Raw genomic sequence first — 21,422 nt, forward strand, 5'->3', positions numbered from 1 at the left:
GTTCTACCTCAGCTTCAGGGTGGCAAGGCCGATCAGCACGAGAATCACGGTGATGATCCAGAAACGGACGATCACGCGCGGCTCGGGCCAGCCCTTGAGTTCAAAGTGGTGGTGAATCGGTGCCATGCGGAACACACGGCGACCGGTCAGTTTGAAGGAAGCCACCTGAATGACGACTGACAGGGTCTCCATCACGAACACGCCGCCCATGATGAACAGGACGATTTCCTGACGGACGATCACTGCGATGGTGCCCAGGGCCGCGCCCAGTGCCAGTGCGCCGACGTCGCCCATGAAGACTTGCGCCGGATAGGTGTTGAACCAGAGGAAACCGAGGCCGGCACCGATCAACGCGCCGCAGAACACGATCAGCTCGCCGGCGCCCGGTACGTAGGGAATCAGCAGGTATTCAGCGAATTTCACGTTACCCGACAGGTAGCAGAAGATGCCCAGGCCGCCGCCGACCATCACGGTTGGCATGATCGCCAGGCCGTCGAGGCCGTCGGTCAGGTTGACCGCGTTGCTCGAACCGACGATCACGAAGTAGGTCAGGACGATGAACCCGGCGCCCAGGGGAATGCTGTAGTCCTTGAGCATCGGCAGGATCAGCGTGGTTTCCACCGGCGTCGCAGCGGTCATATAAAGGAAGATCGCTGCGCCGAGGCCGAACACCGACTGCCAGAAATATTTCCAGCGGCTCGGCAGGCCACGGGAGTTCTTCTCGATCACTTTGCGGTAGTCGTCGACCCAGCCGATGGCGCCGAACAGCAGCGTCACCAACAGCACCACCCACACATAACGGTTGCTCAGGTCAGCCCAGAGCAGCGTGCTGACGCCGATGGAGGACAGGATCAGTGCGCCGCCCATGGTCGGCGTACCCGACTTGGACAGGTGCGATTGCGGGCCGTCGTTACGTACCGACTGGCCGATCTGACGGTTCTGCAGGGTGCGGATCATCCACGGGCCATAGCACAGCGACAAGACCAGCGCGGTCAGCACACCGAGGATCCCGCGCAGGGTCAGGTACTGGAAGACCGCGAAGCCTTTGTAGAACTGTTGCAGATACTCCGCTAGCAGCAGCAGCATTAATGTTTCTCCAGACTGGTTGCGCACAGGGCCGCCACGATGTTTTCCATCGCCGCGCTGCGCGAACCCTTGATCAAAATGGTGGTGTTTGGGTCCTGCTCGGCGGCGAGGGCCTGGATCAGCTCGGCCTGCGTGCCGAAATGCTGTGCCTGCTCACCGAAAGCGTTCACGGCGTGGACCATGTTCGGGCCGACGGCGTAAAGCGCGGAAACCTTGCCCCGGGCGTACTCGCCCACGTCGCGGTGCCCCTGCTCTGCCCAGTCGCCCAACTCGCCGATATCCCCGAGCACCAGGACGGTGCGGCCGGAAAAGCCGGCGAGTATATCAACCGCGGCACACATCGAGGTGGGGTTCGCGTTGTAGGTGTCATCGATCACGCGCATGCCGTTTTTCGCCAGCTGCGCAACGGTGCGGCCCTTGACCGGCTGCACCGCGCCCAACCCGGTGGCGATGCCGAACAGCGACACGCCCAGGGCATGCGCGGCAGCGGCGGCGGCCATGGCGTTGGCGACGTTGTGGGTGCCCAGCAGATTCAATTGAACGTGCTCGACACCTTGCGGCGTATGCAGGTTGAAGGCCGGGCAACCACGGGCGTCGGTGCTCAGGTCACTGGCGTAGAAATCTGCCTGCGGCTTGTTCAGGGAGAACGTCAGGACCTTGCGCGCACCGGCACGGGTCTTCCAGATGCCAAAGGCCTTGTCATCGAGGTTCAGCACCGCGACGCCATCGGCCGCCAGCCCGTCAATGATTTCGCCTTTGGCTTCGACGATTTTTTCCGGCCCGCCGAACTCGCCAACGTGGGCGGTGCCAGCATTGTTGAGGATCGCCACGTGCGGCTTGGTCAGGCCGACGGTGTAGGCGATCTCACCCAGACGCGAAGCGCCCAGCTCGATCACCGCCGCCGTGTGTTCCGGGGCCAGTTCGAGCAGGGTCAGCGGTGCGCCGAGGTCGTTGTTCAGATTACCGCGCGTGGCCAGCACCGGACCGCGGGTACGCAGGATGCTCGCGAGCATTTCCTTGACCGTGGTCTTGCCGCTGGAACCGGTGATGGCAGCGACGGGCTGGGTGAACGCGGCACGGTTGAGGGCACCCAGTTGGCCGAGCGCCTGACGGGTGTCCTTGACCAGCAGTTGCGGCAGCGTGCTGTCGGCGACTTCGCGCTCGACCAGCGCCGCGACCGCGCCTTTGCCGGCGACCTCATTGAGGTAGTCATGGCCATCGAAGCGCGGCCCGGTCAAGGCGATGAACAGTTGCCCGGCCTTGATCGCGCGGCTGTCGATGCTGACGCCATCGAAACTGGCGTCGGTGCTGACCAGATGCGCATCGAGGGCATTGCTCAGTTCGCTGAGTCTGAGGGCCTTAAGCATGGGCCACCTCCCACGCGGTCAGGGCATGATCGGCTTCGACCAGATCGGAGAAGGCATGGCGCTCGCCGTTGATTTCCTGGTAGTCCTCGTGGCCTTTGCCGGCCAGGACGATCACATCGTCCGCCGAGGCACTGGCGATCAGTTGCGCGATGGCCTGGCCACGGCCAGCGACGAACGTGACTTTGTCCACTGCCGTGAAGCCGGCGCGGATGTCAGCAAAAATCACCGCAGGATCTTCGGTGCGCGGGTTGTCATCGGTGACCAGCACGCGATCGGCCAGGCGCTCGACCACTTCGGCCATCAGCGGGCGCTTGCCGCGATCACGGTCGCCGCCGCAGCCGAACAGGCACAGCAACTGGCCTTTGACGTGCGGGCGCAGTGCGCTCAGGACTTTTTCCAGCGCATCCGGAGTGTGGGCGTAATCGACCACCACCAGCGGCTGCGTGCCACCGCCCAGACGCTGCATGCGCCCGGCCGGACCTTCCAGCTTGGGCAGGACCTTGAGAATTTCGTCGAGGGCGTAGTCCAGGCCGAGCAAGGCGCCGACCGCCGCCAGCACGTTGCTCAGGTTGAAGCGACCGAGCAGCGTGCTGCGCAGGTGATGTTCGCCCTGCGGCGTGACCAGCGTGGCACGCACGCCTTCGTCGTCGAACTGCGCCTGACGGCAATACAGGTAGGCGCTGCTGTCGAGCAGGCTGTAGGTGATCAGCCGCGACTCGCGTTTTTCCGCCGCCAGCTGCCGGCCGAATTCGTCGTCGAGGTTGACCACGCGGCATTTCAAATCATTCCAGGCGAACAGCTTGGCCTTGGCTTCGCCATAGGCCTGCATGGTGCCGTGGTAATCGAGGTGATCGCGGGACAGGTTGGTCATCACCGCGACGTCGAACGCCAGCGCGCTGACCCGGCCCTGATCCAGACCGTGGGACGACACTTCCATGGCCACAGCCTTGGCGCCGGCCTTTTTCAGGTCACCGAGGGTCGCCTGCATGGCAATCGGATTCGGCGTGGTGTGCAGGCCGCTTTGCAGCGCGCCATGGAAACCGGAGCCGAGGGTGCCGACGATGCCGCAATGCTGGCCGAGCAGGTCCAGCGCCTGCGCCACCAGTTGGGTGACGCTGGTCTTGCCGTTGGTGCCGGTCACGCCGATCAGGTTCAGGTGATGGCTTGGCTCGCCATAGAAGCGCCCGGCGATATCCGACAGCTGCGCCGCCAGGCCCTTGACCGGAATCAGCGGCACGTCAGTAATCGGCAGCACAGTGGCGCCTTCCACTTCATAGGCCACGGCCGCGGCGCCACGGGTCAGTGCATCGGCGATGTGCGCACGGCCATCGAACTTGCCGCCCGGTACGGCGAGGAACAGGTCACCGGCACGAACGTTACGACTGTCCAGCGCCAATTCACGGATCAACAGATCGTGGCCGGCGTGGGGGAAGATCTTGTTCAGACTCAAAGACATCAGCCGCGCCCTCCATTGGCTTTCAGCGGAACGACCGGGGTGGCGTTGGCCTGTTGTGTGGTCGGCAGGTTGTCCGGCGTGACGTTCATCAGGCGCAGGGTCCCGGACATCACGCGGCTGAACACCGGTGCCGAAACCAGACCACCGAAGTAACCGGCCTTGCTCGGCTCGTCGATCACCACAACGATGGCGTAACGCGGGTCACTCATCGGGCCGAAACCGGCAAACAGCGAACGATAGGAGTTTTCCGCGTAGCCCTTGGTGCCCACCGAGGTCTTGCGAGCAGTACCCGACTTGCCGGCCACGTGATACGCCGGCACCTGCGCACGGAACACCCCGCGCGGCGCTTCGATCACTTGTTGCAGCATGCCTTGCATGGTTTTCGCCACGGCTTCCGGCAGCACCTGGGTGGTCTGCGGCGGCTTGTCGGTTTTGATCAGGGTCAGCGGGGCGAGACGGCCGTTGTTGGCCAGCGCCGAGAACGCGTGCACCAGCTGGATCGCGGTCACGGAAATACCGTAGCCGTAGGACAGCGTCGCGGTTTCCGCCTTGCGCCATTCGCGGTAGTTCGGCAGGTTGCCGACGCGCTCGCCCGGGAAGCCGAGGCCGGTGTCCTGGCCGAGGCCGACTTTCTGCGCGAGGCGGAAAATCGTTTCGCCACCGATGTCGAACGCAACCTTGCTCATGCCGACGTTACTGGAATTGATCAGGATCCCGGTCAGGTCGAGCACCGGACCTTCGGTCTTGGACACGTCCTTGATGGTGTACTTGCCGATCTGCAGGGAGCCCGGATACACCTCGACGGTGTCGCTCGGCTTCCAGCGTCCGGTTTCGATGGCAGCGCTCATCGAAATGGCTTTCATGGTCGAACCCGGCTCGAACACGTCGATCATCGCGCGGTTACGCATCATTGCCGGTTGCAGGTTGCGGCGGTTGTTCGGGTTGTAGGTCGGCTGGTTGACCATGGCGAGGATCTCGCCGGTCTTCACGTCCATGATCACCAGGCTGCCGGCCTTGGCGCCGTTCTCGATGATCGCGTTACGCAGCTCGCGGTTGGCCAGGTACTGCAGGCGCAGGTCAATGGACAACGCCAAGGGCTTGCCGGCCTTGGCGTTTTTGGTGACCTGGACATCCTTGATCAGGCGTCCGCGCCGATCCTTGATGACCTGCCGCTTGCCGGGCACCCCGGCCAGCCATTCGTCGTAGGCCAGTTCGACACCTTCGCGACCGTGGTCGTCGATGTCGGTGAAGCCGACCATGTGCGCGGTGACTTCACCGGCAGGATAGAAGCGGCGAAACTCTTCGATGCCATAGACGCCCGGCACTTTCAGGTCGAGCACGGCCTGGCCCTGCTCGGGGGTCAGGCCGCGCACCAGATAAATGAATTCTTTGTTGGCCTGGGCTTCAAGGCGTTCGGCCAGCGCTTTCGGATCCTGGCCCAGGGCGGCGGCGAGCGCCGGCCACTTTTCCTTGGCAAGCTGCATTTCCTTGGCGTTGGCCCACAGCGTGGTCACCGGCGTACTGACGGCCAGCGGCTCGCCGTTGCGGTCGGTGATAAGGCCACGGTGTGCCGGAATCGGGATGTGCCGCACACTGCGCGCGTCGCCCTGGCCTTTGAGGAAGTCACGGTCGACCACTTGCAGGTCGATGATGCGCCAGCAGATCGCGGCCACCATCACGCCAAGCAGACCCACCACCAGGCGGAAGCGCCACGGGAAGAGTGCCCCTTCGAGTTTCATCATGGCGCCACCATCTTCACGTCAGCCGCGCCAGGGATGTGCATCTTCAATTGTTCGGTGGCCAGCACTTCGATCCGGCTGTGCGCGGTCCAGGTGCTTTGCTCGAGAATCAGCCGGCCCCACTCGGCCTGCGCCTTGTCGCGCACGCTGAGTTCGTTGTACAGGGTGTTGAGCAACTGCCGGTTCCAGTGCGCGCTGTAGGACACACCGATGGCCGACACGAGCACGCCGATGAACAGCAGCAGCATGAAGAAGCTGCCGCCGGGCAATGGCTTGGCGAAAAGCTTGCTCACCGCAACTTCTCCGCGACACGCATGACCGCGCTACGGGAACGTGGGTTGGCCTTCAGCTCGGCGTCGGAGGCCGTCTGTGCTTTGCCATGGACTTTGATTTTCGGTTCGAACGCAACGTGGCGAACCGGCAGGTTGCGCGGCAGGTTGTCGGCTTCGCCTTTTACCAGCTTGCGCATGAACAGTTTGACGATGCGGTCTTCCAGGGAGTGGAAGCTGATCACCACCAGGCGCCCGCCTACTTCGAGGGCTTCGAGCGCTGCGTCGAGGCCGGCCTCGAGATCGCCCAGTTCGTTGTTGACGTGAATGCGCAGGCCCTGGAAGGCGCGGGTCGCCGGGTTCTTGCCCTTTTCCCACGCCGGGTTGGCGACTTTCAGCACTTCGGCCAGATCGGCGGTGCGCTCGAACGGCTTGATGTCGCGGCGCTCGGCCACGGCACGGGCCATGCGCCCGGAGAAACGTTCTTCGCCGTATTCCTTGAACACCCGGGCGATTTCCTCCACCGGCGCGGTGTTGACGAACTCGGCCGCGCTGATACCGCGCGACGGGTCCATGCGCATGTCCAGCGGACCGTCGTTGAGGAAACTGAAACCGCGCTCAGGGTCGTCGAGTTGCGGCGACGACACCCCGAGGTCGAGCAGAATGCCGCTGACCTTGCCGGCCAGGCCGCGCTCGGCGACTTCCGCACCGAGCTCGGCAAAGCTGCGCTGCACAACGACAAAGCGGCCGTCTTCGGCCGCTAGCGTTTGCCCGGTGGCAATCGCTTGAGGATCTTTGTCGAACCCGAGGAGCCGGCCATCTGGCCCGAGCTTGCTGAGGATCAACCGACTGTGGCCACCGCGCCCGAACGTGCCGTCCAGATAGCAGCCATCAGGACGTACGGCGAGAGCCTCGACGGCTTCGTCAAGCAGTACGGTGATGTGGTTAAAGCCGCTATCAATAGTCACAGGATCAAATCACGCAGTTCGTCAGGCATGGCGCCCGGTTGTTGAATAGCAGCCAGGTCAGCGGCAGAAACCGCATTCCAGGCATCCTCGTCCCACAGTTGGAACTTGTTCAGTTGGCCCACCAGCATCGCGCGCTTGTCGAGCTTGGCGTATTCGCGCAGACGCGGTGGAACCAGGAAACGACCACTGCCGTCGAGTTCGAGGTCGACGGCGTTACCAATCAATAAACGTTGCAGGCGACGGTTCTCTTCGCGAAGCGAAGGCAGTGCGCGCAATTTGGTTTCAATAATTTCCCACTCATCGAGCGGGTAGACACACAAACATGGATCAACGGCGTCGATCGTCACGATCAACTGCCCGGAGCTGCGCGAAACGAGCTCGTCACGGTACCGGCTCGGCATGGCGAGACGGCCCTTTGCGTCGAGACTGATAGCGTTAGCTCCGCGAAACACGTCAGCGTTTCTCCAATTTTTAGCGTTTTGAGCTCAAAAAACCCACTTCATGCCACTTTCCGCCACTTGCGCACACTATAGGAATGCGCCCACCACACCGTCAAGGCGCGGATTAAAGGAAAACCCTTACAGAACGGAGATTTAGGAGCATAAAAGGAGAGGTAACGAGAATCTGGCGGATACTTGCGGGCAATAACTTGAGACAGCACTGAAAGCTGCGCTCGAAAGTTAAAGTAATTTGTTAAGAGTAAGATTTTTTCGGTATTACAAAAGCGCTTCTGCTGTTGATTGAAGCAAGGTGGGAAATGGCTATTACTGCGTTTGCCGCTGCCGGATATCCAGCGCAGGCCTGCTGATAATAAACAGCCCTGTCGCCTTTAATTCAAGCAGGGAAAAAGAAAAAGGTGGAGAGTCGATCTGTAAGCCGGGTTCTGTCTTGAACAGTCATTCGTCTACGATGGCCATCACTGGACATCTTTAGCAACCTACCCGGTCCCAGCGCGGGCCACGCCTTGGGACCCTATTTGGTCTTGCTCCAAGTGGGGTTTACCTAGCCACGAACTGTTGCCAGACGTGCGGTGCGCTCTTACCGCACCTTTTCACCCTTACCGGCGCCGAAGCGCTTAGGCGGTTATTTTCTGTGGCACTTTCCGTAGGCTCACGCCTCCCAGGCATTACCTGGCACTTCGCCCTATGGAGCCCGGACTTTCCTCCCCCCCCTAATTTTCATAGAGGGCAGCGACTGTCCGATCGACTCTCCGCCGCGCAGGTTAACGGCACAGCGGCCGAAGAACAAGCGCTAATAGCCGCCGCAGCGCTCGGCGCGACGGGTTACGCGCCCTTCTGTTTATCCAGCGCCACCTGATAGAGAACGTTTTTCCGCTCGCCGGTGATTTGCGCTGCCAGTGCAGCGGCACGCTTGAGCGGCATCTCTTCGAGCAACAGATCGAGAACGCGCATCGCCTCGCTGCTGACCGCGTCCTCCGACTCCGGTGGCGTCCAGCCCGCAACCACCACCACGCACTCGCCGCGCTGCTGATTGCTGTCCGCCTCGACGAACGCACGCAACTCGGCCAATGGCAGGCCCTTGAGGGTCTCGAAGGTTTTGGTCAGCTCACGCGCGAGCAAGGCCGGGCGCTCGCCACCGAACACCGTTTCCATATCCTGCAGGCATTCAAGGATGCGGTGCGGCGCTTCGTAGAACAGCAGCGTGCGCGGCTCTTCCTTGAGCGCTTCCAGGCGCGCCTTGCGCCCGACCGCTTTGGCCGGCAGGAAACCTTCGAAGATGAAACGGTCGGACGGCAGGCCTGCCGCGGACAGCGCCGCGATCAACGCACACGCGCCCGGCACCGGCACCACGCTGATCCCGGCCGCACGCGCCTGACGCACCAAGTGATAACCCGGATCGGAAATCAGCGGCGTACCGGCGTCGGAGATCAGCGCCACGTTGTCGCCGGCCAGCAAGCGCGTGATAAAGCGGCTGCCCTCATCGCGCTCGTTGTGTTCATGGCAGGCCGCCAGTGGCGTGGCGATGCCGAAGTGCTGCATCAGGCGCTGCGAGTGCCGGGTATCTTCGGCGGCGATCAGCGCCACCTCGCGGAGGATTTTCAACGCCCGGGCGCTGATGTCGTCCAGGTTGCCGATGGGCGTCGCCACCACATAAAGCGAGCCAGCAGCGGAATTCAAAGGACCTGGAGCAGTCAAAGCGCACACCTCATGATCGGTAAAAGCGGGCATTGTAGCGCGTCATGCGCCTGGCGACTTGCAAGGCCGCGCGGCGGTTTCGCTGCCGATTGTGCGGCGCCGCAACATTTGCTCCAGCTAAATTGACGGTTTCACGCCACTAACATCGCGCCCCGGCCAGCGCTTGGGTACAATTCCACGCTAATTTGATCGAGTATCAGGAACACTTACATGATCGCTTGCCTGCGGCTGTTCACTGCCCTCTGCCTCGCTGCCTTGCTGGCGGCCTGCGCCAGCTCTCCCTCCTCCAGCCTTGGCGAACTTCCACGGACCCCGGATGCCAGCATCGAGCAGCTGCTCGAACAGGCCGCCCAGAGCAAAACCCCGGACAAGGCCGCCGTGTTGCGCCTGAGTGCGGCGGATCTGGCCTATCGTCAGGGTAACGCCGGGCAGTCCGCGCAGATCCTGCAACAAGTGCCGATGGATGTGCTCAAGCCAGGCCAGCAGGTGCTTGCCAGCACCCTGTCCGCCGAACTGGCGATGACCCGCAACCAGCCGAAAGCCGCGCTGACCGCCCTGACTCACCCGAGCCTGCAGCGCCTGGGCGAGATGTCGCCAGAGCTGCAGGTGCGTACCGGCACCGTGCATGCCCGCGCCCTCGAAGCCGATGGCCAGACCCTGGCCGCCGCCCGCGAGCGAGTGTTCATTGCGCCGATGCTGGAAGGTGAAGCAGCGAGCAAGAACCACGAAGCGATCTGGACCCTGGTGGCGTCGCTGCCAGCCGATCAATTGCAGGCCGGCAGCAACGACGATCTCGGCGGCTGGCTGAGCCTGGCCCTGGCGGTGAAAACCGCTGGCACCCTGGAACAGCAACAGGCCGCCATCGATGCCTGGCGCGCCCAGCACGCCAAACATCCGGCAGCGATCAACCTGCCGCTGCCGCTGACCAAACTCAAGGAACTGGCCAGCCAGCCCCTGAGCAAGATTGCCCTGCTGCTGCCGCAGGACGGCCAGCTGGCGTCGGTCGGCAAGGCCCTGCGCGAAGGCTTCATGGCAGCGCACTACCAGGCGCAACAGGCCGGGCAGAAACCACCGGCCATCGAGTTCTACGACAGCTCGAAACTGACCTCGATGGACGAGTTCTACCGCAAGGCCCAGGCCGACGGCGTGCAACTGGTGGTCGGCCCACTGGAGAAACCTCTGGTCAAACAGCTGAGCAGCCGTCCACAACTGCCGATCACCACCCTGGCGCTGAACTACAGCGAAGGCGAGCAAGGTCCGCCGCAACTGTTCCAGTTCGGCCTGGCCGCTGAAGACGAAGCCCGCGAAGTCTCCCGTCGCGCCCGTGCCGACGGCCTGCATCGCGCTGCGATCATGGTGCCGAAAGGCGAATGGGGCGACCGTGTCCTGCGCGCCTTCAGCCAGGACTGGCAAGCCAACGGCGGCAGCATCGTGGCCACCGAACGCGTCGATCAGCCGGTGCAGCTGGCCCAGCAGATCGCCGACATGTTCCAGCTGCGCCAGAGCGAAGCTCGCGCCAAGAGCCTGCAGAATGCCGCCGGCACCAACGTTGCCGCACAGCCGTCGCGTCGCCAGGACATCGAATTCATCTTCCTCGCCGCGACCCCGCAACAGGCGCAGCAGATCAAGCCGACCCTGAACTTCCAGTACGCCGGTGACGTGCCGGTCTACGCGACTTCCCACGTGTTCAGCGCCAGTGGTGACGTCAACCAGTACAACGACATGAACGGCGTGCGCTTCTGCGAAACCCCGTGGCTGCTGGAAACCAGCGACCCGCTGCGCCAGCAGGTCATCGCACAATGGCCACAGGCCGCTGGCAGCCTCGGTCGCCTGTACGCCATGGGTGTTGACGCCTATCGTCTGGCCCCGCGCCTGGGTCAACTCAAGGCTCTGCCGGACAGCCGTATCGAAGGTCAGTCGGGCAGCCTCGGCATGACCCAGACCCAACGCGTGGTGCGCCAGTTGCCATGGGCACAGTTCGTCAGCGGTCAGGTCCAGCGCCTGCCGGACACTCCGCGCTGATGCCCGACCGGTCACACCTGCAAAGCGGCAAGGATGCCGAGCGCCGGGCGCTCGAGCATCTGCAACACCAGGGTCTGCGCCTGCTGGCGCAGAACTGGACATGCAAACGCGGTGAGCTTGATCTGGTCATGCTTGATGGCGATACAGTAGTATTCGTCGAAGTCCGTTACCGTAAGAACACTCAATGGGGCGGCGCACTCGATAGCATCGATGAGCGCAAACGGCAGAAGCTGATTTTCGCCGCGCAGTATTTTCTTCAGCGCGAGACGCGCTGGGCCAATTCCCCCTGCCGCTTCGACGTGGTGGCTATCGACAGCCATCAGGATCCGTTGAACTGGTTGCAGAATGCTTTCGACAGTTGATCGACTGCACCGACCCGGACATATTCACTCAACATTTTTGCTCTTTGCTTTGCGGGCTGCACATTCATGTGCCGGACATCCGCGCTAATCAAGGTCACACAGATGGACATGCAATCCCGAATTCGCCAGCTTTTCCAGGCCAGCATCGACACCAAGCAACAGGCGATGGACGTACTTGCACCGCACATCGAGCAAGCCAGCCAGGTGATGGTCAACGCCCTGCTCAACGAAGGCAAAATGCTTTCGTGCGGCAACGGTGGCTCCGCCGGCGACGCCCAGCACTTCTCTTCGGAGCTGCTCAACCGCTTCGAGCGCGAGCGCCCGAGCCTGCCGGCCATCGCCCTGACCACCGACAGTTCGACCATCACTTCGATTGCCAACGACTACAGCTACAACGAAGTGTTCTCCAAGCAGATCCGCGCACTCGGCCAACCAGGGGATGTGTTGCTGGCCATTTCGACCAGCGGCAACTCGGCAAACATTATTCAGGCGATCCAGGCCGCACATGATCGCGAAATGATTGTCGTAGCATTGACCGGACGCGATGGCGGCGGCATGGCGTCGCTGCTGTTGCCCGAGGACGTCGAGATTCGCGTACCGGCCAACGTCACCGCACGTATTCAGGAAGTCCACTTGCTGGCGATCCATTGCCTTTGCGATCTGATCGACAGCCAACTGTTCGGGAGTGAAGAATGACCCCTAATCGCCTTGGCCTTCTGGCCTTGACTCTGTGCCTCGGCATCAGCGGCTGCACCTCGGTGGTGAATGCCAGCCGTGAAGCGCCGATCGAAGACGACCGCGGCACGCGCACCTTCGGCAGCAAGATCGACGACTCGTTGATCGAGACCAAGGTCGGCGTCAACGTGGCCAAGGCCGATCCGGCCCTGGACAACGATTCGCACATCGTCGTCACCAGCTTCAACGGCGTCGTGCTGCTGGCCGGCCAGACCCCGCGCGAAGACCTCAAGGCCAAGGCCGAACAGGCCGCCGGCAATGTGCAGCGGGTGAAAAAAGTGCACAACGAACTGCAGATCCTGCAGCCCTCCTCCCTGCTGGCGCGCCAGAACGATGCCTGGCTGACCACCAAGATCAAGACCCAGATGCTCACCGACGCCAGCATTCCCGGCTCGCGCATCAAGGTCGTGACCGAGAACGGCATCGTCTACCTGCTGGGTCTGCTGACCAAACAGGAAGCGGCCCAGGCGACCAATCTGGTCCAGGGTGTTTCCGGCGTGCAGAAGATTGTGAAGCTGTTCGAGTACATCGACTGAGCATGACTCGGCGGCAATAAAAAAGGCGACCCTTGCGGGTCGCCTTTTTTATTTCACCACTTTCAGGCTTGGCCGGCCGCTGGGGCGCGGCGGCTCGCTGTCCGGTGGCGGCAGATCGTCATCCGGCTCGATGTCGTCCTCGTCGTCCATGGGCGACTCGAGGTCGAACACCATGCCCTGGCCATTCTCCCGGGCGTAGATACCCAGAATCGCGGCAATCGGCACGTACAGGCTGTGCGGGACGCCACCGAAGCGACCTTCAAAGGTCACCACGTCGTTGTCCATGTGCAAATGCCGCACGGCACTGGGCGAAATGTTCAGGACAATCTGCCCGTCACTGGCGAAACCCTGCGGCACCTGCACCGCCGGGTATTCGGAATTGACCAGCATGTGCGGGGTGCAATCGTTATCCACAATCCACTCGTAGAGCGCGCGGACCAGATAAGGTCGACTGGAGTTCATAGCGGCTCCTTAAGCCTTAGCGCATGTCGCGTTCGACACCAGACAGACTCGCCTGGAATGCCTCACGCGCAAACTGACGCTCCATGTAATCAAGCAGCGGCTTGGCAGGCCGCGGCAGTTCTATACCCAGAATCGGCAGACGCCAGAGTATTGGCAATAGGCAGCAATCCACCAGACTTTGTTCCTCACTGAGGAAAAACGGCTTGTCGGCGAACAACGGCGACACGCCGGTCAGGCTTTCCCGCAATTCCTTGCGTGCCACGACACGGGCCGCTTCCTTGGTCCGCGAATCCAGAATCAGATCCACCAGACCACACCAGTCACGCTGGATGCGGTGCATCAGCAGACGGCTGTTGGCACGCGCCACCGGGTAAACCGGCATCAGTGGCGGATGCGGGTAACGCTCATCCAGATATTCCATCACCACGGTCGACTCCCACAACGCCAGGTCACGATCGACCAGCGTGGGCAGACTGCCGTAAGGGTTTACCTCAATCAGTTTAGGCGGCTGGCGACCCGCTTCAACGTAAATGATTTCGGCGCTGACACCCTTCTCTGCAAGCACGATGCGCACTCGGTGGGAATAGTGGTCGGCGGGGTCGGAGTAACAGGCCAACCGATTGGTCACGCCCATGGCGATCCTCCTCGCTTGTTGAAATTATCGGAGCCGGAAAAACGCGCGCGCCCAGAGGGCGCCTCCCGCAACGTCTGGCGAACCGGACCTTGCGTTTTCAGAGGCGCCCTTGGGCGCGCGCGATTAACAGCAATTGCTTGAAGCGTATCAGTGCACGTCTTTCCAGTATTCACGCTTGAGCAGGTAGGCGAACACAAAGAAGAACGCCAGGTACAGCAAGACGTAAGTACCGATGCGCTGATGTTGCAGCTTAACCGGGTTAGCCGAGTAAGCCAGGAAGGTTACCAGATTCTTGACCTTCTCATCGAACTGCTCTTCGTTCAGAGTCCCGGTTTTCGGCACGATGGTCAGTTGATCGCACGCCTCATGCGTCAGCGGCGTACCGGTCAGCGGATCATATTGCTTCTTGCCGTCCTCGACGATCTGCACCTGCTTGCAGCCCACGACCTGGCGACCTTGCAGGCCCACCAGCACGTTAGGCATGCCGACGTTGGGGAAGACCTTGTTGTTCACGCCCCATGGACGTGCCGGATCTTCGTAGAACGAACGCAGATAACCGTAGAGCCAGTCGGTGCCACGCACGCGTGCCACCAGGGTCAGGTCCGGCGGCGCCGCACCGAACCAGGTCTTGGCGTCGGCCGGCTGCATGCCGATGTTCATGTGATCGCCGATCTTGGCACCCGTGAACACCAGCTTCTCCAGCATCATTTCATGCGGGACACCGAGGTCATCGGCCACCCGCTCGTAACGCTGGAACTTGGCACTGTGGCAACCCATGCAGTAGTTGGCAAACGTACGTGCACCATCCTGCAGGGCAGCCTTGTCGGAAACGTCGATGTCGACTTTTTCCAGTTCCGGACCACCGTGTTCGGCAGCGAAAGACAGCACAGGCAGAGCAGCAAAAATCAGAGCAAAAAATAACTTTTTCATCAGCCAGTCACCCTTTCCGGAACCGGTTTGGTCTTCTCGAGCCTGGTGTAGAACGGCATCAGAATGAAGTAGGCGAAGTACAGGATGGTGCACACCTGCGACAGCAGCGTACGTTCCGGCGTCGGGGCGAGCACACCGAGAATGCCGAGGATGACGAACGAAATGCAGAACACCACCAGCCAGATCTTGCTCAGCCAGCCCTTGTAGCGCATCGATTTGACCGGACTGCGGTCCAGCCACGGCAGCACGAACAGCACCGCAATCGCCGCCCCCATGGCGATGACGCCGAAGAGTTTGTCAGGGACTGCGCGCAGGATTGCGTAGAACGGCGTGAAGTACCAGACCGGCGCAATGTGCTCAGGTGTCTTGAACGGGTTGGCCTGCTCGAAGTTTGGTTTTTCGAGGAAGTAGCCGCCCATTTCCGGGAAGAAGAACACAATGAAGCAGAAGATAAACAGGAACACTACCACGCCGACGATGTCTTTCACGGTGTAGTACGGGTGGAAGGCGATGCCGTCCAGCGGGATCCCGTTCTCGTCCTTGTGCTTCTTGATGTCGACGCCGTCGGGGTTGTTCGAACCGACTTCGTGCAGCGCCAGAATGTGCAGCACCACCAGACCGAGAATGACGATCGGCAAGGCCACCACGTGCAGGGCGAAGAAGCGGTTCAGGGTGATCCCGGAAATCAGGTAGTCACCGCGAATCCACTGGGTCAGGTCGTTGCCGATGACCGGGATCGCGCCGAACAGCGAGATGATCACCTGAGCCCCCCAGTAGGACATCTGGCCCCATGGCAGCAGATAACCCATGAAGGCTTCGGCCATCAGCGCCAGGTAGATCAGCATGCCGAACACCCAGACCAGCTCGCGCGGCTTCTGGTACGAACCGTAGAGCAGGCCACGGAACATGTGCAGATAGACCACGATGAAGAACGCCGAGGCGCCGGTGGAGTGCAGCAGACGCAGGATCGAGCCGTACTCGACGTCGCGCATGATGTATTCGACGGAAGCGAACGCTTCTTCTGCCGACGGGGTGTAGCTCATCGTCAGCCAGACACCGGTGACGATCTGGTTGACCAGCACCAACAGCGCCAGGGAGCCGAAGAAGTAGAAGAAGTTGAAGTTTTTCGGAGCGTAATACTTGCTGAGATGGTCTTCCCACATCTTGGTGGCGGGGAAGCGCGCATCAACCCAATCCATGAACTTGCTCATCACGCTTTCTCCGTATCGACGCCAATGACAATGATGTCGTCGGTCTCATAGGAATGCGGGGGTACTGGCAGGTTCAAAGGCGCAGGTTGCGACTTGTAGACGCGGCCAGCCAGATCGTAGTGGGAACCGTGGCAAGGGCAGAAATAACCGCCTACCCAGTCTTTGCCCAGATCCGCGGGTGCCACTTCGGGACGGAAGGTCGGTGAGCAACCCAGGTGGGTGCAGATCCCGATCAGCAGCAGGATTTCCGGCTTGATCGATCGCACTTCAGGGTCGACATAGGTGGGTTGCGTAGAGTTTTTGGAGGTTGGATCGGAGAGCTGGCCCTCGATCTTCTTGAGATTCCCCAGGATTTCCTCGGTACGGCGGACAATGAACACCGGCTGGCCACGCCATTCAGCAATCATCTGCTGGCCTGGCTCGACTTTGCTGACATTCACTTTCACCGGTGCTCCGGCAGCTTTCGCCTTGGCACTGGGAAACCATGACCCCACGAACGGGACCGCAGCCCCCACCGCTCCTGCAGCACCCACCACGGATGTGGCTGCTACCAAGAAGCGACGCCGGCCTGCATTCACGCCGTCATTGCTCATTCAGTCCTCTCCCATCAGCTTTGTGGCCTGTTAAATCAGGCATCTACTAAATTGAAACTATGTACTTATAAAAATTTTGCCGAATGGTAATGAAAACCCCCAATTCTGACAAGGTAATTACCCGGAGGGCTGGCCCTCAAGCCTTGTAGTATAGGGGGTCTACGAATGTGGCAAGTTGTCACAGCGCAATTCTTTGAGAAATCGCAGGCATAAAAAAACGCCCGCTTCCGTGAGGAATCGGGCGTTCTTTTTGAACGTGGAAGCGGAATTAACGCTTCGAGTACTGCGGACGCTTACGCGCTTTACGCAGACCAACTTTCTTACGTTCAACTTCACGGGCGTCGCGGGTAACGAAGCCAGCTTTGCGCAGAGCGCTACGCAGGGTTTCGTCGTAGTCCATCAGAGCGCGGGTGATGCCGTGGCGGATTGCGCCAGCCTGACCACTTACACCACCGCCGATCACGGTGACGTAGATGTCGAACTTCTCGACAGTCTCGGTCAGTTCCAGCGGCTGACGAACTACCATGCGGGCAGTTTCGCGGCCGAAGAAAGTTTCCAGCGAACGGTTGTTGATGGAGATGTTACCAGTACCCGGACGCAGGAAAACGCGTGCGGTTGCGGTCTTGCGACGGCCAGTGCCGTAATTTTGAGTCGCCGACATAATGAACTATTCCGTTAAATCTTCAGTTCTTGGGGCTGCTGAGCAGTATGAGGGTGTGCAGCGCCCGCATAGACTTTCAGCTTACGGTACATGTCGCGACCCAGCGGGTTCTTAGGCAGCATGCCTTTAACCGCGGTCTCGATCACGCGCTCAGGGGCCTTGGCGATCAGCTTTTCAAAGTTGATCGACTTGATGCCGCCCGGGAAACCGGAGTGGGAGTAGTACATTTTGTCAGTGGTTTTAGCGCCGGTTACACGGATCTGCTCGGCGTTGATGACGACGATGTAGTCGCCGGTGTCAACGTGAGGAGTGTACTCAGGCTTGTGCTTGCCACGCAGACGGCTCGCGATTTCGGTGGCCAGACGACCCAGGGTCTGACCAGCAGCGTCGACGACAAACCAGTCGCGCTTTACTGTTTCCGGTTTAGCAGTAAAAGTTTTCATTCTTTATAGCCTCAGGGGCCGCCTGTAAATAAGACGGCGGATCTTACTGAATAGTGCGTACTTTGACAAGTCAAAGGCAGCCGGATACAGACGCTTTCGGGGGCTCGGGTCGGCGCGTCCGTTCAACGGCAAGATTCTTCGGCGGCGGCGCATCACTTCCACTGCAGAAAGAGGTCGGCAATTATGCAGATTGCGAAAAATTTTTCAACCTGCTTTTATGATTGTTTTGCCCAAGGAGCACCCGATGGACTATCGCCAGCTAGGCCGTACCGACCTGAACGTGAGTGCAATCTGCCTCGGCACCATGACCTGGGGCGAGCAAAACACTGAAGCTGAAGCCTTCGCCCAGATCGAGCGAGCCAAGGAAGCCGGGATCAACTTCATCGACACCGCCGAGATGTACCCGGTGCCGCCGAAGGCCGACACCTATGCCACCACCGAGCGCTACATCGGCAATTACTTCAAGCATCGTGGCGACCGCGCCGACTGGATCCTCGCCAGCAAGATCGCCGGCCCGGGCAACACCATCGACTACATCCGCGACAAGAACCTGCGCCACAACCGCCAGCACATCCGCGCGGCGGTGGATGCCAGTCTAGAGCGCCTGCAGACCGACTACATCGACCTCTACCAGTTGCACTGGCCGGAACGCAGTACCAATTTCTTCGGCCAACTCGGCTACAAGCACAAGATCGAAGCCAACCTGACACCGCTCGAAGACACCCTCGAAGCGCTCGACGAACAGGTCAAGGCCGGCAAGATCCGCCACATCGGCCTGTCCAACGAAACCCCGTGGGGCACCATGCGTTTCCTCGCCCTGGCCGAAGCCCGTGGCTGGCCGCGCGCAGTGTCGATCCAGAACCCGTACAACCTGCTCAACCGCAGCTTCGAGGTCGGCCTGGCGGAAATCGCCATCCGCGAACAGTGCGGCCTGCTTGCCTACTCGCCGCTGGCGTTCGGCTTCCTGTCGGGCAAGTACGAGGGTGGCGCGCGTCCGCCGAAAGGCCGCCTGAGCCTCTACAGCCGCTTCAGCCGCTACTTCAACCCGCAATCGGAAGCCGCCTGCAGCCGCTATGTGGCCCTGGCCCGCGAGCATGGCCTGGATCCGGCGCAAATGGCCCTGGCGTTCGTCACCCAGCAACCGTTCGTCACCAGTAACATCATTGGCGCCACGACCCTTGAGCAACTGGACAGCAACATCGCCAGCTTCGACCTGAAGCTTTCCGACGAAGTGCTGGCAGGGATCGAGGCGATTCACAAGGATCATCCGAACCCGGCGCCTTGATCGACCGCTAGAAGCTTCGCGAGCAGGCTCGCTGCCACAAGGATCACGCTGTACCTGTGGTAGCGAGCCTGCTCGCGAAGGTGCCCGTCAATTCACTGCAGAACTCACAGCGACCGCGCGATGATCTCCTTCATGATCTCGTTGGTGCCGGCGTAAATCCGCTGCACCCGCGCATCCGCCCATGCCCGTGCCACCGGGTATTCCCACATGAAGCCGTAGCCGCCATGCAACTGCACGCACTCGTCGAGCACCTTGCATTGCAGGTCGGTGCCCCAGTACTTGGCCATCGCCGCCGTCGGCACGTCGAGCTTGCCTTGCAGGTGCAGTTCCAGGCAGCGGTCGACGAAGACCCGGCCGATCTGAATCTCGGTGGCCATTTCCGCCAGTTTGAAGCGGGTGTTCTGGAAGTCGGCAATGGCCTTGCCGAACGCCTTGCGTTCGCGGGTGTAATCGAGTGTCCATTGCAGCGCCGCCTCGGCCGAGGCCAGGCCGCCGATCGCCACGGTCAGGCGCTCCTGCGGCAATTCCTGCATCAGGTAGGCGAAGCCTGCGCCGGCCTGCCCCAGCAGGTTTTCCTTCGGCACGCGTACGTCCTGGAAGAACAATTCCGACGTGTCCTGAGCCTTCATTCCGACCTTCTCCAGGCGCTTGCCCTTGTCGAAGCCCGGCGTGTCGGCCTCGACCAGGAACAGACTGGTGCCCTTGGCGCCGGCCTTCGGATCCGTCTTGGCCACCACGATCACCAGATCCGCGAGAAAGCCGTTGGTGATGAAGGTTTTCGAGCCATTGATCACATAGTGGTCGCCGTCGAGCACCGCGGTGGTCTTCACCCCTTGCAGGTCGGACCCGGCGCCCGGTTCGGTCATGGCGATGGCGCTGACCATCTCTCCAGACACCAGTTTCGGCAGGTATTTGTGTTTCAGCGCTTCGCTGCCGTAATGCAGGATGTACGGCGCAACAATGTCCGAGTGCAGGGAGAAACCGATGCCGGTCAGGCCCAGGCGCCCGACCTCCTCGATCACCACGGCACTGTAGAGAAAATCCGCCCCCAGGCCGCCGTATTCCTCCGGCAGGTGCGAGCAGAGCATGCCCGCCTCCCCCGCCTTGTTCCACAGTTTACGGTCGATGTAGCCTTGCTTTTCCCATTGTCCATGGAACGGCACGGCCTCTTTTTCGAGGAATGTTCTGACGCTGTCGCGGAACAGTTCGTGCTCGGAGCTGAACAAGGTTCTGGGGATCATGCGGCACCTTTTCGTTATTGTTGGTCGGAACAGACCCTCAGAGCCTATGCCTCGCTTCCGATACAGGACACTGGACACATCCGACAAAAAATAAGACGATCCAGCCGTCTGGTGACCACTTTCCCTTATAAAAACAAAACAAAAGTTGAATTATGTCCAAGCAAGTCTCCACGCCCTTGCGGCGCGTCAGCATCCTGGCAATCGACCGGGTTTTCGCTTCCACCCTCATGCAGGCCAAGGATTTCTTCCACCTGGCCAGCCTGCGCTACGGCAAACAACTGGGCCACGGCCTGACTCCGGCGTTTGAAACCCGCCTGGTCAGCCCCGACGGCAAACCGGTGAACAGCTTCAGCGACGTGATCATGCCGGTGGACGGCGGCCTGGAAAACGCCGACGTCATCATCCTTCCGGCGTTCTGGGACGATTTCGATACGCTGTGCAAACGTTATCCACAGATCCTGCCCTGGCTGCGCGAACAGCATGCTCGCGGTGCGGTGCTCTGCGGCGAGGCCACCGGGGTGTTCTGGCTGGCCGAAGCCGGCCTGCTCAACGGCAAGGAGGCGACCACCTACTGGCGCTTCTTCAACGCCTTCGCCGAGCGCTTCCCACGGGTGCAGCTCAATCAGGACAAGCACCTGACCGACGCTGACAACCTGTACTGCGCCGGCGGCACCACCTCGGCCTGCGACCTCTACATTTACCTGATCGAGCGTTTCTGCGGCGCGAATGTCGCCCAGGCCGTGGCCCGCGACATTCTCTATGAAGTGCAGCGCAGCTATTCGCCGGGACGCATCGGGTTTGGCGGGCAGAAACTGCATCAGGACGTGATCATCCTGCAGATCCAGCACTGGCTCGAGGAGCATTTCGCCGACAAGTTCCGCTTCGAGGACGTTGCCCGCGAACACGGCATGAGCATTCGCAATTTCATGCGCCGCTTCCAGACCGCCACCGGCGACAAACCGCTGCATTATCTGCAACGCCTGCGCATCGAGACCGCCAAGGGCCTGCTCTCCGGCAGTCGCAAAAGCATCAAGACCATCAGCTACGAAGTCGGCTACGACGATGCGAGCTTCTTCGCCCGCCTGTTCCGCCAGCATACGGAGCTGTCACCGAACCAGTATCGGCAGCAGTTTCAGCAGGCGGCATAACTCGCTGCCCACGCACAAAACTGCTGTGGGCGTGGGCTTGCTCGCGAAAGCGTACGTTCAGTTGGCATCTATTTAGCTGACACACCGCATTCGCGAGCAAGCCCGCTCCCACAGGGTT

Annotated in this window: 22 protein-coding genes and 1 other RNA gene; 6 read left to right on the plus strand and 17 right to left on the minus strand. The window is 61.2% G+C overall.

The annotated features are described in order from the left end of the window. Positions 1-3: 3 nt before the first annotated feature. The 9 genes from mraY to rsmI form a co-directional block, all read right to left on the minus strand. Complete coding sequence (gene mraY / locus QRN70_RS18520) at positions 4-1,086, minus strand: phospho-N-acetylmuramoyl-pentapeptide-transferase (RefSeq protein WP_015096766.1); 1,083 nt, start codon at positions 1,084-1,086, stop codon at positions 4-6. After that, positions 1,086-2,453 (minus strand): UDP-N-acetylmuramoyl-tripeptide--D-alanyl-D-alanine ligase, encoded by a 1,368-nt coding sequence (locus tag QRN70_RS18525; protein WP_285419388.1) that lies wholly within the window; start codon positions 2,451-2,453, stop codon positions 1,086-1,088. Before QRN70_RS18525 ends, mraY begins: the two co-directional genes overlap by 1 nt. Continuing rightward, positions 2,446-3,909 carry a UDP-N-acetylmuramoyl-L-alanyl-D-glutamate--2,6-diaminopimelate ligase gene (locus QRN70_RS18530; RefSeq protein ID WP_285419389.1) on the minus strand — a complete coding sequence of 488 codons (1,464 nt, stop codon included), beginning with the start codon at positions 3,907-3,909 and terminating at the stop codon, positions 2,446-2,448. Before QRN70_RS18530 ends, QRN70_RS18525 begins: the two co-directional genes overlap by 8 nt. Further along, positions 3,909-5,648, minus strand: coding sequence for a peptidoglycan D,D-transpeptidase FtsI family protein (locus tag QRN70_RS18535; protein ID WP_285419469.1), 1,740 nt, complete (start codon positions 5,646-5,648; stop codon positions 3,909-3,911). The genes QRN70_RS18530 and QRN70_RS18535 overlap by 1 nt, the downstream gene beginning before the upstream one ends. Continuing rightward, positions 5,648-5,941 carry a cell division protein FtsL gene (gene ftsL / locus QRN70_RS18540; RefSeq protein ID WP_007956777.1) on the minus strand — a complete coding sequence of 98 codons (294 nt, stop codon included), beginning with the start codon at positions 5,939-5,941 and terminating at the stop codon, positions 5,648-5,650. The genes QRN70_RS18535 and ftsL overlap by 1 nt, the downstream gene beginning before the upstream one ends. Further along, on the minus strand, positions 5,938-6,885 hold the full coding sequence (rsmH, locus tag QRN70_RS18545) for a 16S rRNA (cytosine(1402)-N(4))-methyltransferase RsmH (protein ID WP_502941617.1): 948 nt from the start codon (positions 6,883-6,885) through the stop codon (positions 5,938-5,940). The genes ftsL and rsmH overlap by 4 nt, the downstream gene beginning before the upstream one ends. Next, on the minus strand, positions 6,882-7,337 hold the full coding sequence (gene mraZ, locus QRN70_RS18550; protein WP_003205355.1) for a division/cell wall cluster transcriptional repressor MraZ: 456 nt from the start codon (positions 7,335-7,337) through the stop codon (positions 6,882-6,884). The genes rsmH and mraZ overlap by 4 nt, the downstream gene beginning before the upstream one ends. A gap of 404 nt (positions 7,338-7,741) precedes the next feature. Next, an RNA gene (gene rnpB / locus QRN70_RS18555) (RNase P RNA component class A) lies at positions 7,742-8,095 on the minus strand. 73 nt (positions 8,096-8,168) lie between these two features. Beyond that, entirely contained in the window at positions 8,169-9,074 is a 906-nt protein-coding gene (gene rsmI / locus QRN70_RS18560) for a 16S rRNA (cytidine(1402)-2'-O)-methyltransferase (RefSeq protein ID WP_285419390.1), read from the minus strand. Between the two features lie 177 nt (positions 9,075-9,251). Here rsmI and QRN70_RS18565 point away from each other — a divergent pair, with 177 nt between their 5' ends. The 4 genes from QRN70_RS18565 (at position 9,252) to QRN70_RS18580 (ending at position 12,696) form a co-directional block, all read left to right on the plus strand. Further along, positions 9,252-11,063 (plus strand): penicillin-binding protein activator, encoded by a 1,812-nt coding sequence (locus QRN70_RS18565; protein WP_285419391.1) that lies wholly within the window; start codon positions 9,252-9,254, stop codon positions 11,061-11,063. Then, on the plus strand, positions 11,063-11,425 hold the full coding sequence (locus tag QRN70_RS18570; RefSeq protein ID WP_285419392.1) for a YraN family protein: 363 nt from the start codon (positions 11,063-11,065) through the stop codon (positions 11,423-11,425). The genes QRN70_RS18565 and QRN70_RS18570 overlap by 1 nt, the downstream gene beginning before the upstream one ends. A 102-nt stretch (positions 11,426-11,527) precedes the next feature. Further along, on the plus strand, positions 11,528-12,121 hold the full coding sequence (locus tag QRN70_RS18575; RefSeq protein WP_007928463.1) for a phosphoheptose isomerase: 594 nt from the start codon (positions 11,528-11,530) through the stop codon (positions 12,119-12,121). Then, complete coding sequence (locus QRN70_RS18580) at positions 12,118-12,696, plus strand: BON domain-containing protein (RefSeq protein WP_285419393.1); 579 nt, start codon at positions 12,118-12,120, stop codon at positions 12,694-12,696. Before QRN70_RS18575 ends, QRN70_RS18580 begins: the two co-directional genes overlap by 4 nt. Positions 12,697-12,744: 48 nt before the next feature. Here the strand turns inward: QRN70_RS18580 and QRN70_RS18585 are convergent, their stop codons facing one another. The 7 genes from QRN70_RS18585 to rplM form a co-directional block, all read right to left on the minus strand. Continuing rightward, positions 12,745-13,158, minus strand: a complete 414-nt coding sequence (locus QRN70_RS18585; protein ID WP_285419394.1) for a ClpXP protease specificity-enhancing factor — start codon at positions 13,156-13,158, stop codon at positions 12,745-12,747. A gap of 16 nt (positions 13,159-13,174) precedes the next feature. After that, positions 13,175-13,792, minus strand: coding sequence for a glutathione S-transferase N-terminal domain-containing protein (locus QRN70_RS18590; protein WP_285419395.1), 618 nt, complete (start codon positions 13,790-13,792; stop codon positions 13,175-13,177). Positions 13,793-13,939: 147 nt separating this feature from the next. Then, complete coding sequence (locus QRN70_RS18595; protein WP_064383969.1) at positions 13,940-14,722, minus strand: cytochrome c1; 783 nt, start codon at positions 14,720-14,722, stop codon at positions 13,940-13,942. Continuing rightward, complete coding sequence (locus tag QRN70_RS18600) at positions 14,722-15,933, minus strand: cytochrome b (RefSeq protein ID WP_285419396.1); 1,212 nt, start codon at positions 15,931-15,933, stop codon at positions 14,722-14,724. The genes QRN70_RS18595 and QRN70_RS18600 overlap by 1 nt, the downstream gene beginning before the upstream one ends. Further along, the gene (petA, locus tag QRN70_RS18605; RefSeq protein WP_285419397.1) at positions 15,933-16,526 is read right to left on the minus strand and encodes a ubiquinol-cytochrome c reductase iron-sulfur subunit; all 594 of its coding nucleotides are present in this window, start codon (positions 16,524-16,526) and stop codon (positions 15,933-15,935) included. Before petA ends, QRN70_RS18600 begins: the two co-directional genes overlap by 1 nt. A gap of 268 nt (positions 16,527-16,794) precedes the next feature. Beyond that, positions 16,795-17,187: a 30S ribosomal protein S9 gene (rpsI, locus tag QRN70_RS18610; protein ID WP_119427677.1), complete on the minus strand. Its 393-nt coding sequence runs from the start codon at positions 17,185-17,187 to the stop codon at positions 16,795-16,797. A gap of 14 nt (positions 17,188-17,201) precedes the next feature. Continuing rightward, entirely contained in the window at positions 17,202-17,630 is a 429-nt protein-coding gene (rplM, locus tag QRN70_RS18615; RefSeq protein WP_003228062.1) for a 50S ribosomal protein L13, read from the minus strand. A gap of 244 nt (positions 17,631-17,874) precedes the next feature. On the opposite strand from rplM, the gene QRN70_RS18620 reads away from it, so the two are divergent. Continuing rightward, entirely contained in the window at positions 17,875-18,915 is a 1,041-nt protein-coding gene (locus tag QRN70_RS18620; RefSeq protein ID WP_285419398.1) for an NADP(H)-dependent aldo-keto reductase, read from the plus strand. A gap of 104 nt (positions 18,916-19,019) precedes the next feature. On the opposite strand, the gene QRN70_RS18625 is transcribed toward QRN70_RS18620, so the two are convergent. Beyond that, on the minus strand, positions 19,020-20,156 hold the full coding sequence (locus QRN70_RS18625; RefSeq protein ID WP_285419399.1) for an acyl-CoA dehydrogenase family protein: 1,137 nt from the start codon (positions 20,154-20,156) through the stop codon (positions 19,020-19,022). A 251-nt stretch (positions 20,157-20,407) separates the two neighbouring features. Between QRN70_RS18625 and QRN70_RS18630 the strand changes: the two genes are divergently transcribed. Further along, on the plus strand, positions 20,408-21,304 hold the full coding sequence (locus QRN70_RS18630; RefSeq protein ID WP_285419471.1) for a GlxA family transcriptional regulator: 897 nt from the start codon (positions 20,408-20,410) through the stop codon (positions 21,302-21,304). The last annotated feature ends 118 nt before the right edge of the window (positions 21,305-21,422 follow it).

Origin of the sequence: Pseudomonas sp. efr-133-TYG-5 (genome assembly GCF_030209175.1) — a bacterium.
In the GTDB taxonomy this organism is placed as follows: domain Bacteria; phylum Pseudomonadota; class Gammaproteobacteria; order Pseudomonadales; family Pseudomonadaceae; genus Aquipseudomonas.

What these genes read in the sequence shown, in the direction of transcription:
- mraY (WP_015096766.1), bottom strand. Translation starts at nt 1,086, where the DNA reads ATGCTGCTGCTGCTAGCGGAGTATCTGCAACAGTTCTACAAAGGCTTC.
- QRN70_RS18525 (WP_285419388.1), bottom strand. Translation starts at nt 2,453, where the DNA reads ATGCTTAAGGCCCTCAGACTCAGCGAACTGAGCAATGCCCTCGATGCG.
- QRN70_RS18530 (WP_285419389.1), bottom strand. Translation starts at nt 3,909, where the DNA reads ATGTCTTTGAGTCTGAACAAGATCTTCCCCCACGCCGGCCACGATCTG.
- QRN70_RS18535 (WP_285419469.1), bottom strand. Translation starts at nt 5,648, where the DNA reads ATGAAACTCGAAGGGGCACTCTTCCCGTGGCGCTTCCGCCTGGTGGTG.
- rsmI (WP_285419390.1), bottom strand. Translation starts at nt 9,074, where the DNA reads ATGCCCGCTTTTACCGATCATGAGGTGTGCGCTTTGACTGCTCCAGGT.
- QRN70_RS18565 (WP_285419391.1), top strand. Translation starts at nt 9,252, where the DNA reads ATGATCGCTTGCCTGCGGCTGTTCACTGCCCTCTGCCTCGCTGCCTTG.
- QRN70_RS18570 (WP_285419392.1), top strand. Translation starts at nt 11,063, where the DNA reads ATGCCCGACCGGTCACACCTGCAAAGCGGCAAGGATGCCGAGCGCCGG.
- QRN70_RS18575 (WP_007928463.1), top strand. Translation starts at nt 11,528, where the DNA reads ATGGACATGCAATCCCGAATTCGCCAGCTTTTCCAGGCCAGCATCGAC.
- QRN70_RS18580 (WP_285419393.1), top strand. Translation starts at nt 12,118, where the DNA reads ATGACCCCTAATCGCCTTGGCCTTCTGGCCTTGACTCTGTGCCTCGGC.
- QRN70_RS18585 (WP_285419394.1), bottom strand. Translation starts at nt 13,158, where the DNA reads ATGAACTCCAGTCGACCTTATCTGGTCCGCGCGCTCTACGAGTGGATT.
- QRN70_RS18590 (WP_285419395.1), bottom strand. Translation starts at nt 13,792, where the DNA reads ATGGGCGTGACCAATCGGTTGGCCTGTTACTCCGACCCCGCCGACCAC.
- QRN70_RS18595 (WP_064383969.1), bottom strand. Translation starts at nt 14,722, where the DNA reads ATGAAAAAGTTATTTTTTGCTCTGATTTTTGCTGCTCTGCCTGTGCTG.
- QRN70_RS18600 (WP_285419396.1), bottom strand. Translation starts at nt 15,933, where the DNA reads ATGAGCAAGTTCATGGATTGGGTTGATGCGCGCTTCCCCGCCACCAAG.
- petA (WP_285419397.1), bottom strand. Translation starts at nt 16,526, where the DNA reads ATGAGCAATGACGGCGTGAATGCAGGCCGGCGTCGCTTCTTGGTAGCA.
- rpsI (WP_119427677.1), bottom strand. Translation starts at nt 17,187, where the DNA reads ATGTCGGCGACTCAAAATTACGGCACTGGCCGTCGCAAGACCGCAACC.
- rplM (WP_003228062.1), bottom strand. Translation starts at nt 17,630, where the DNA reads ATGAAAACTTTTACTGCTAAACCGGAAACAGTAAAGCGCGACTGGTTT.
- QRN70_RS18620 (WP_285419398.1), top strand. Translation starts at nt 17,875, where the DNA reads ATGGACTATCGCCAGCTAGGCCGTACCGACCTGAACGTGAGTGCAATC.
- QRN70_RS18625 (WP_285419399.1), bottom strand. Translation starts at nt 20,156, where the DNA reads ATGATCCCCAGAACCTTGTTCAGCTCCGAGCACGAACTGTTCCGCGAC.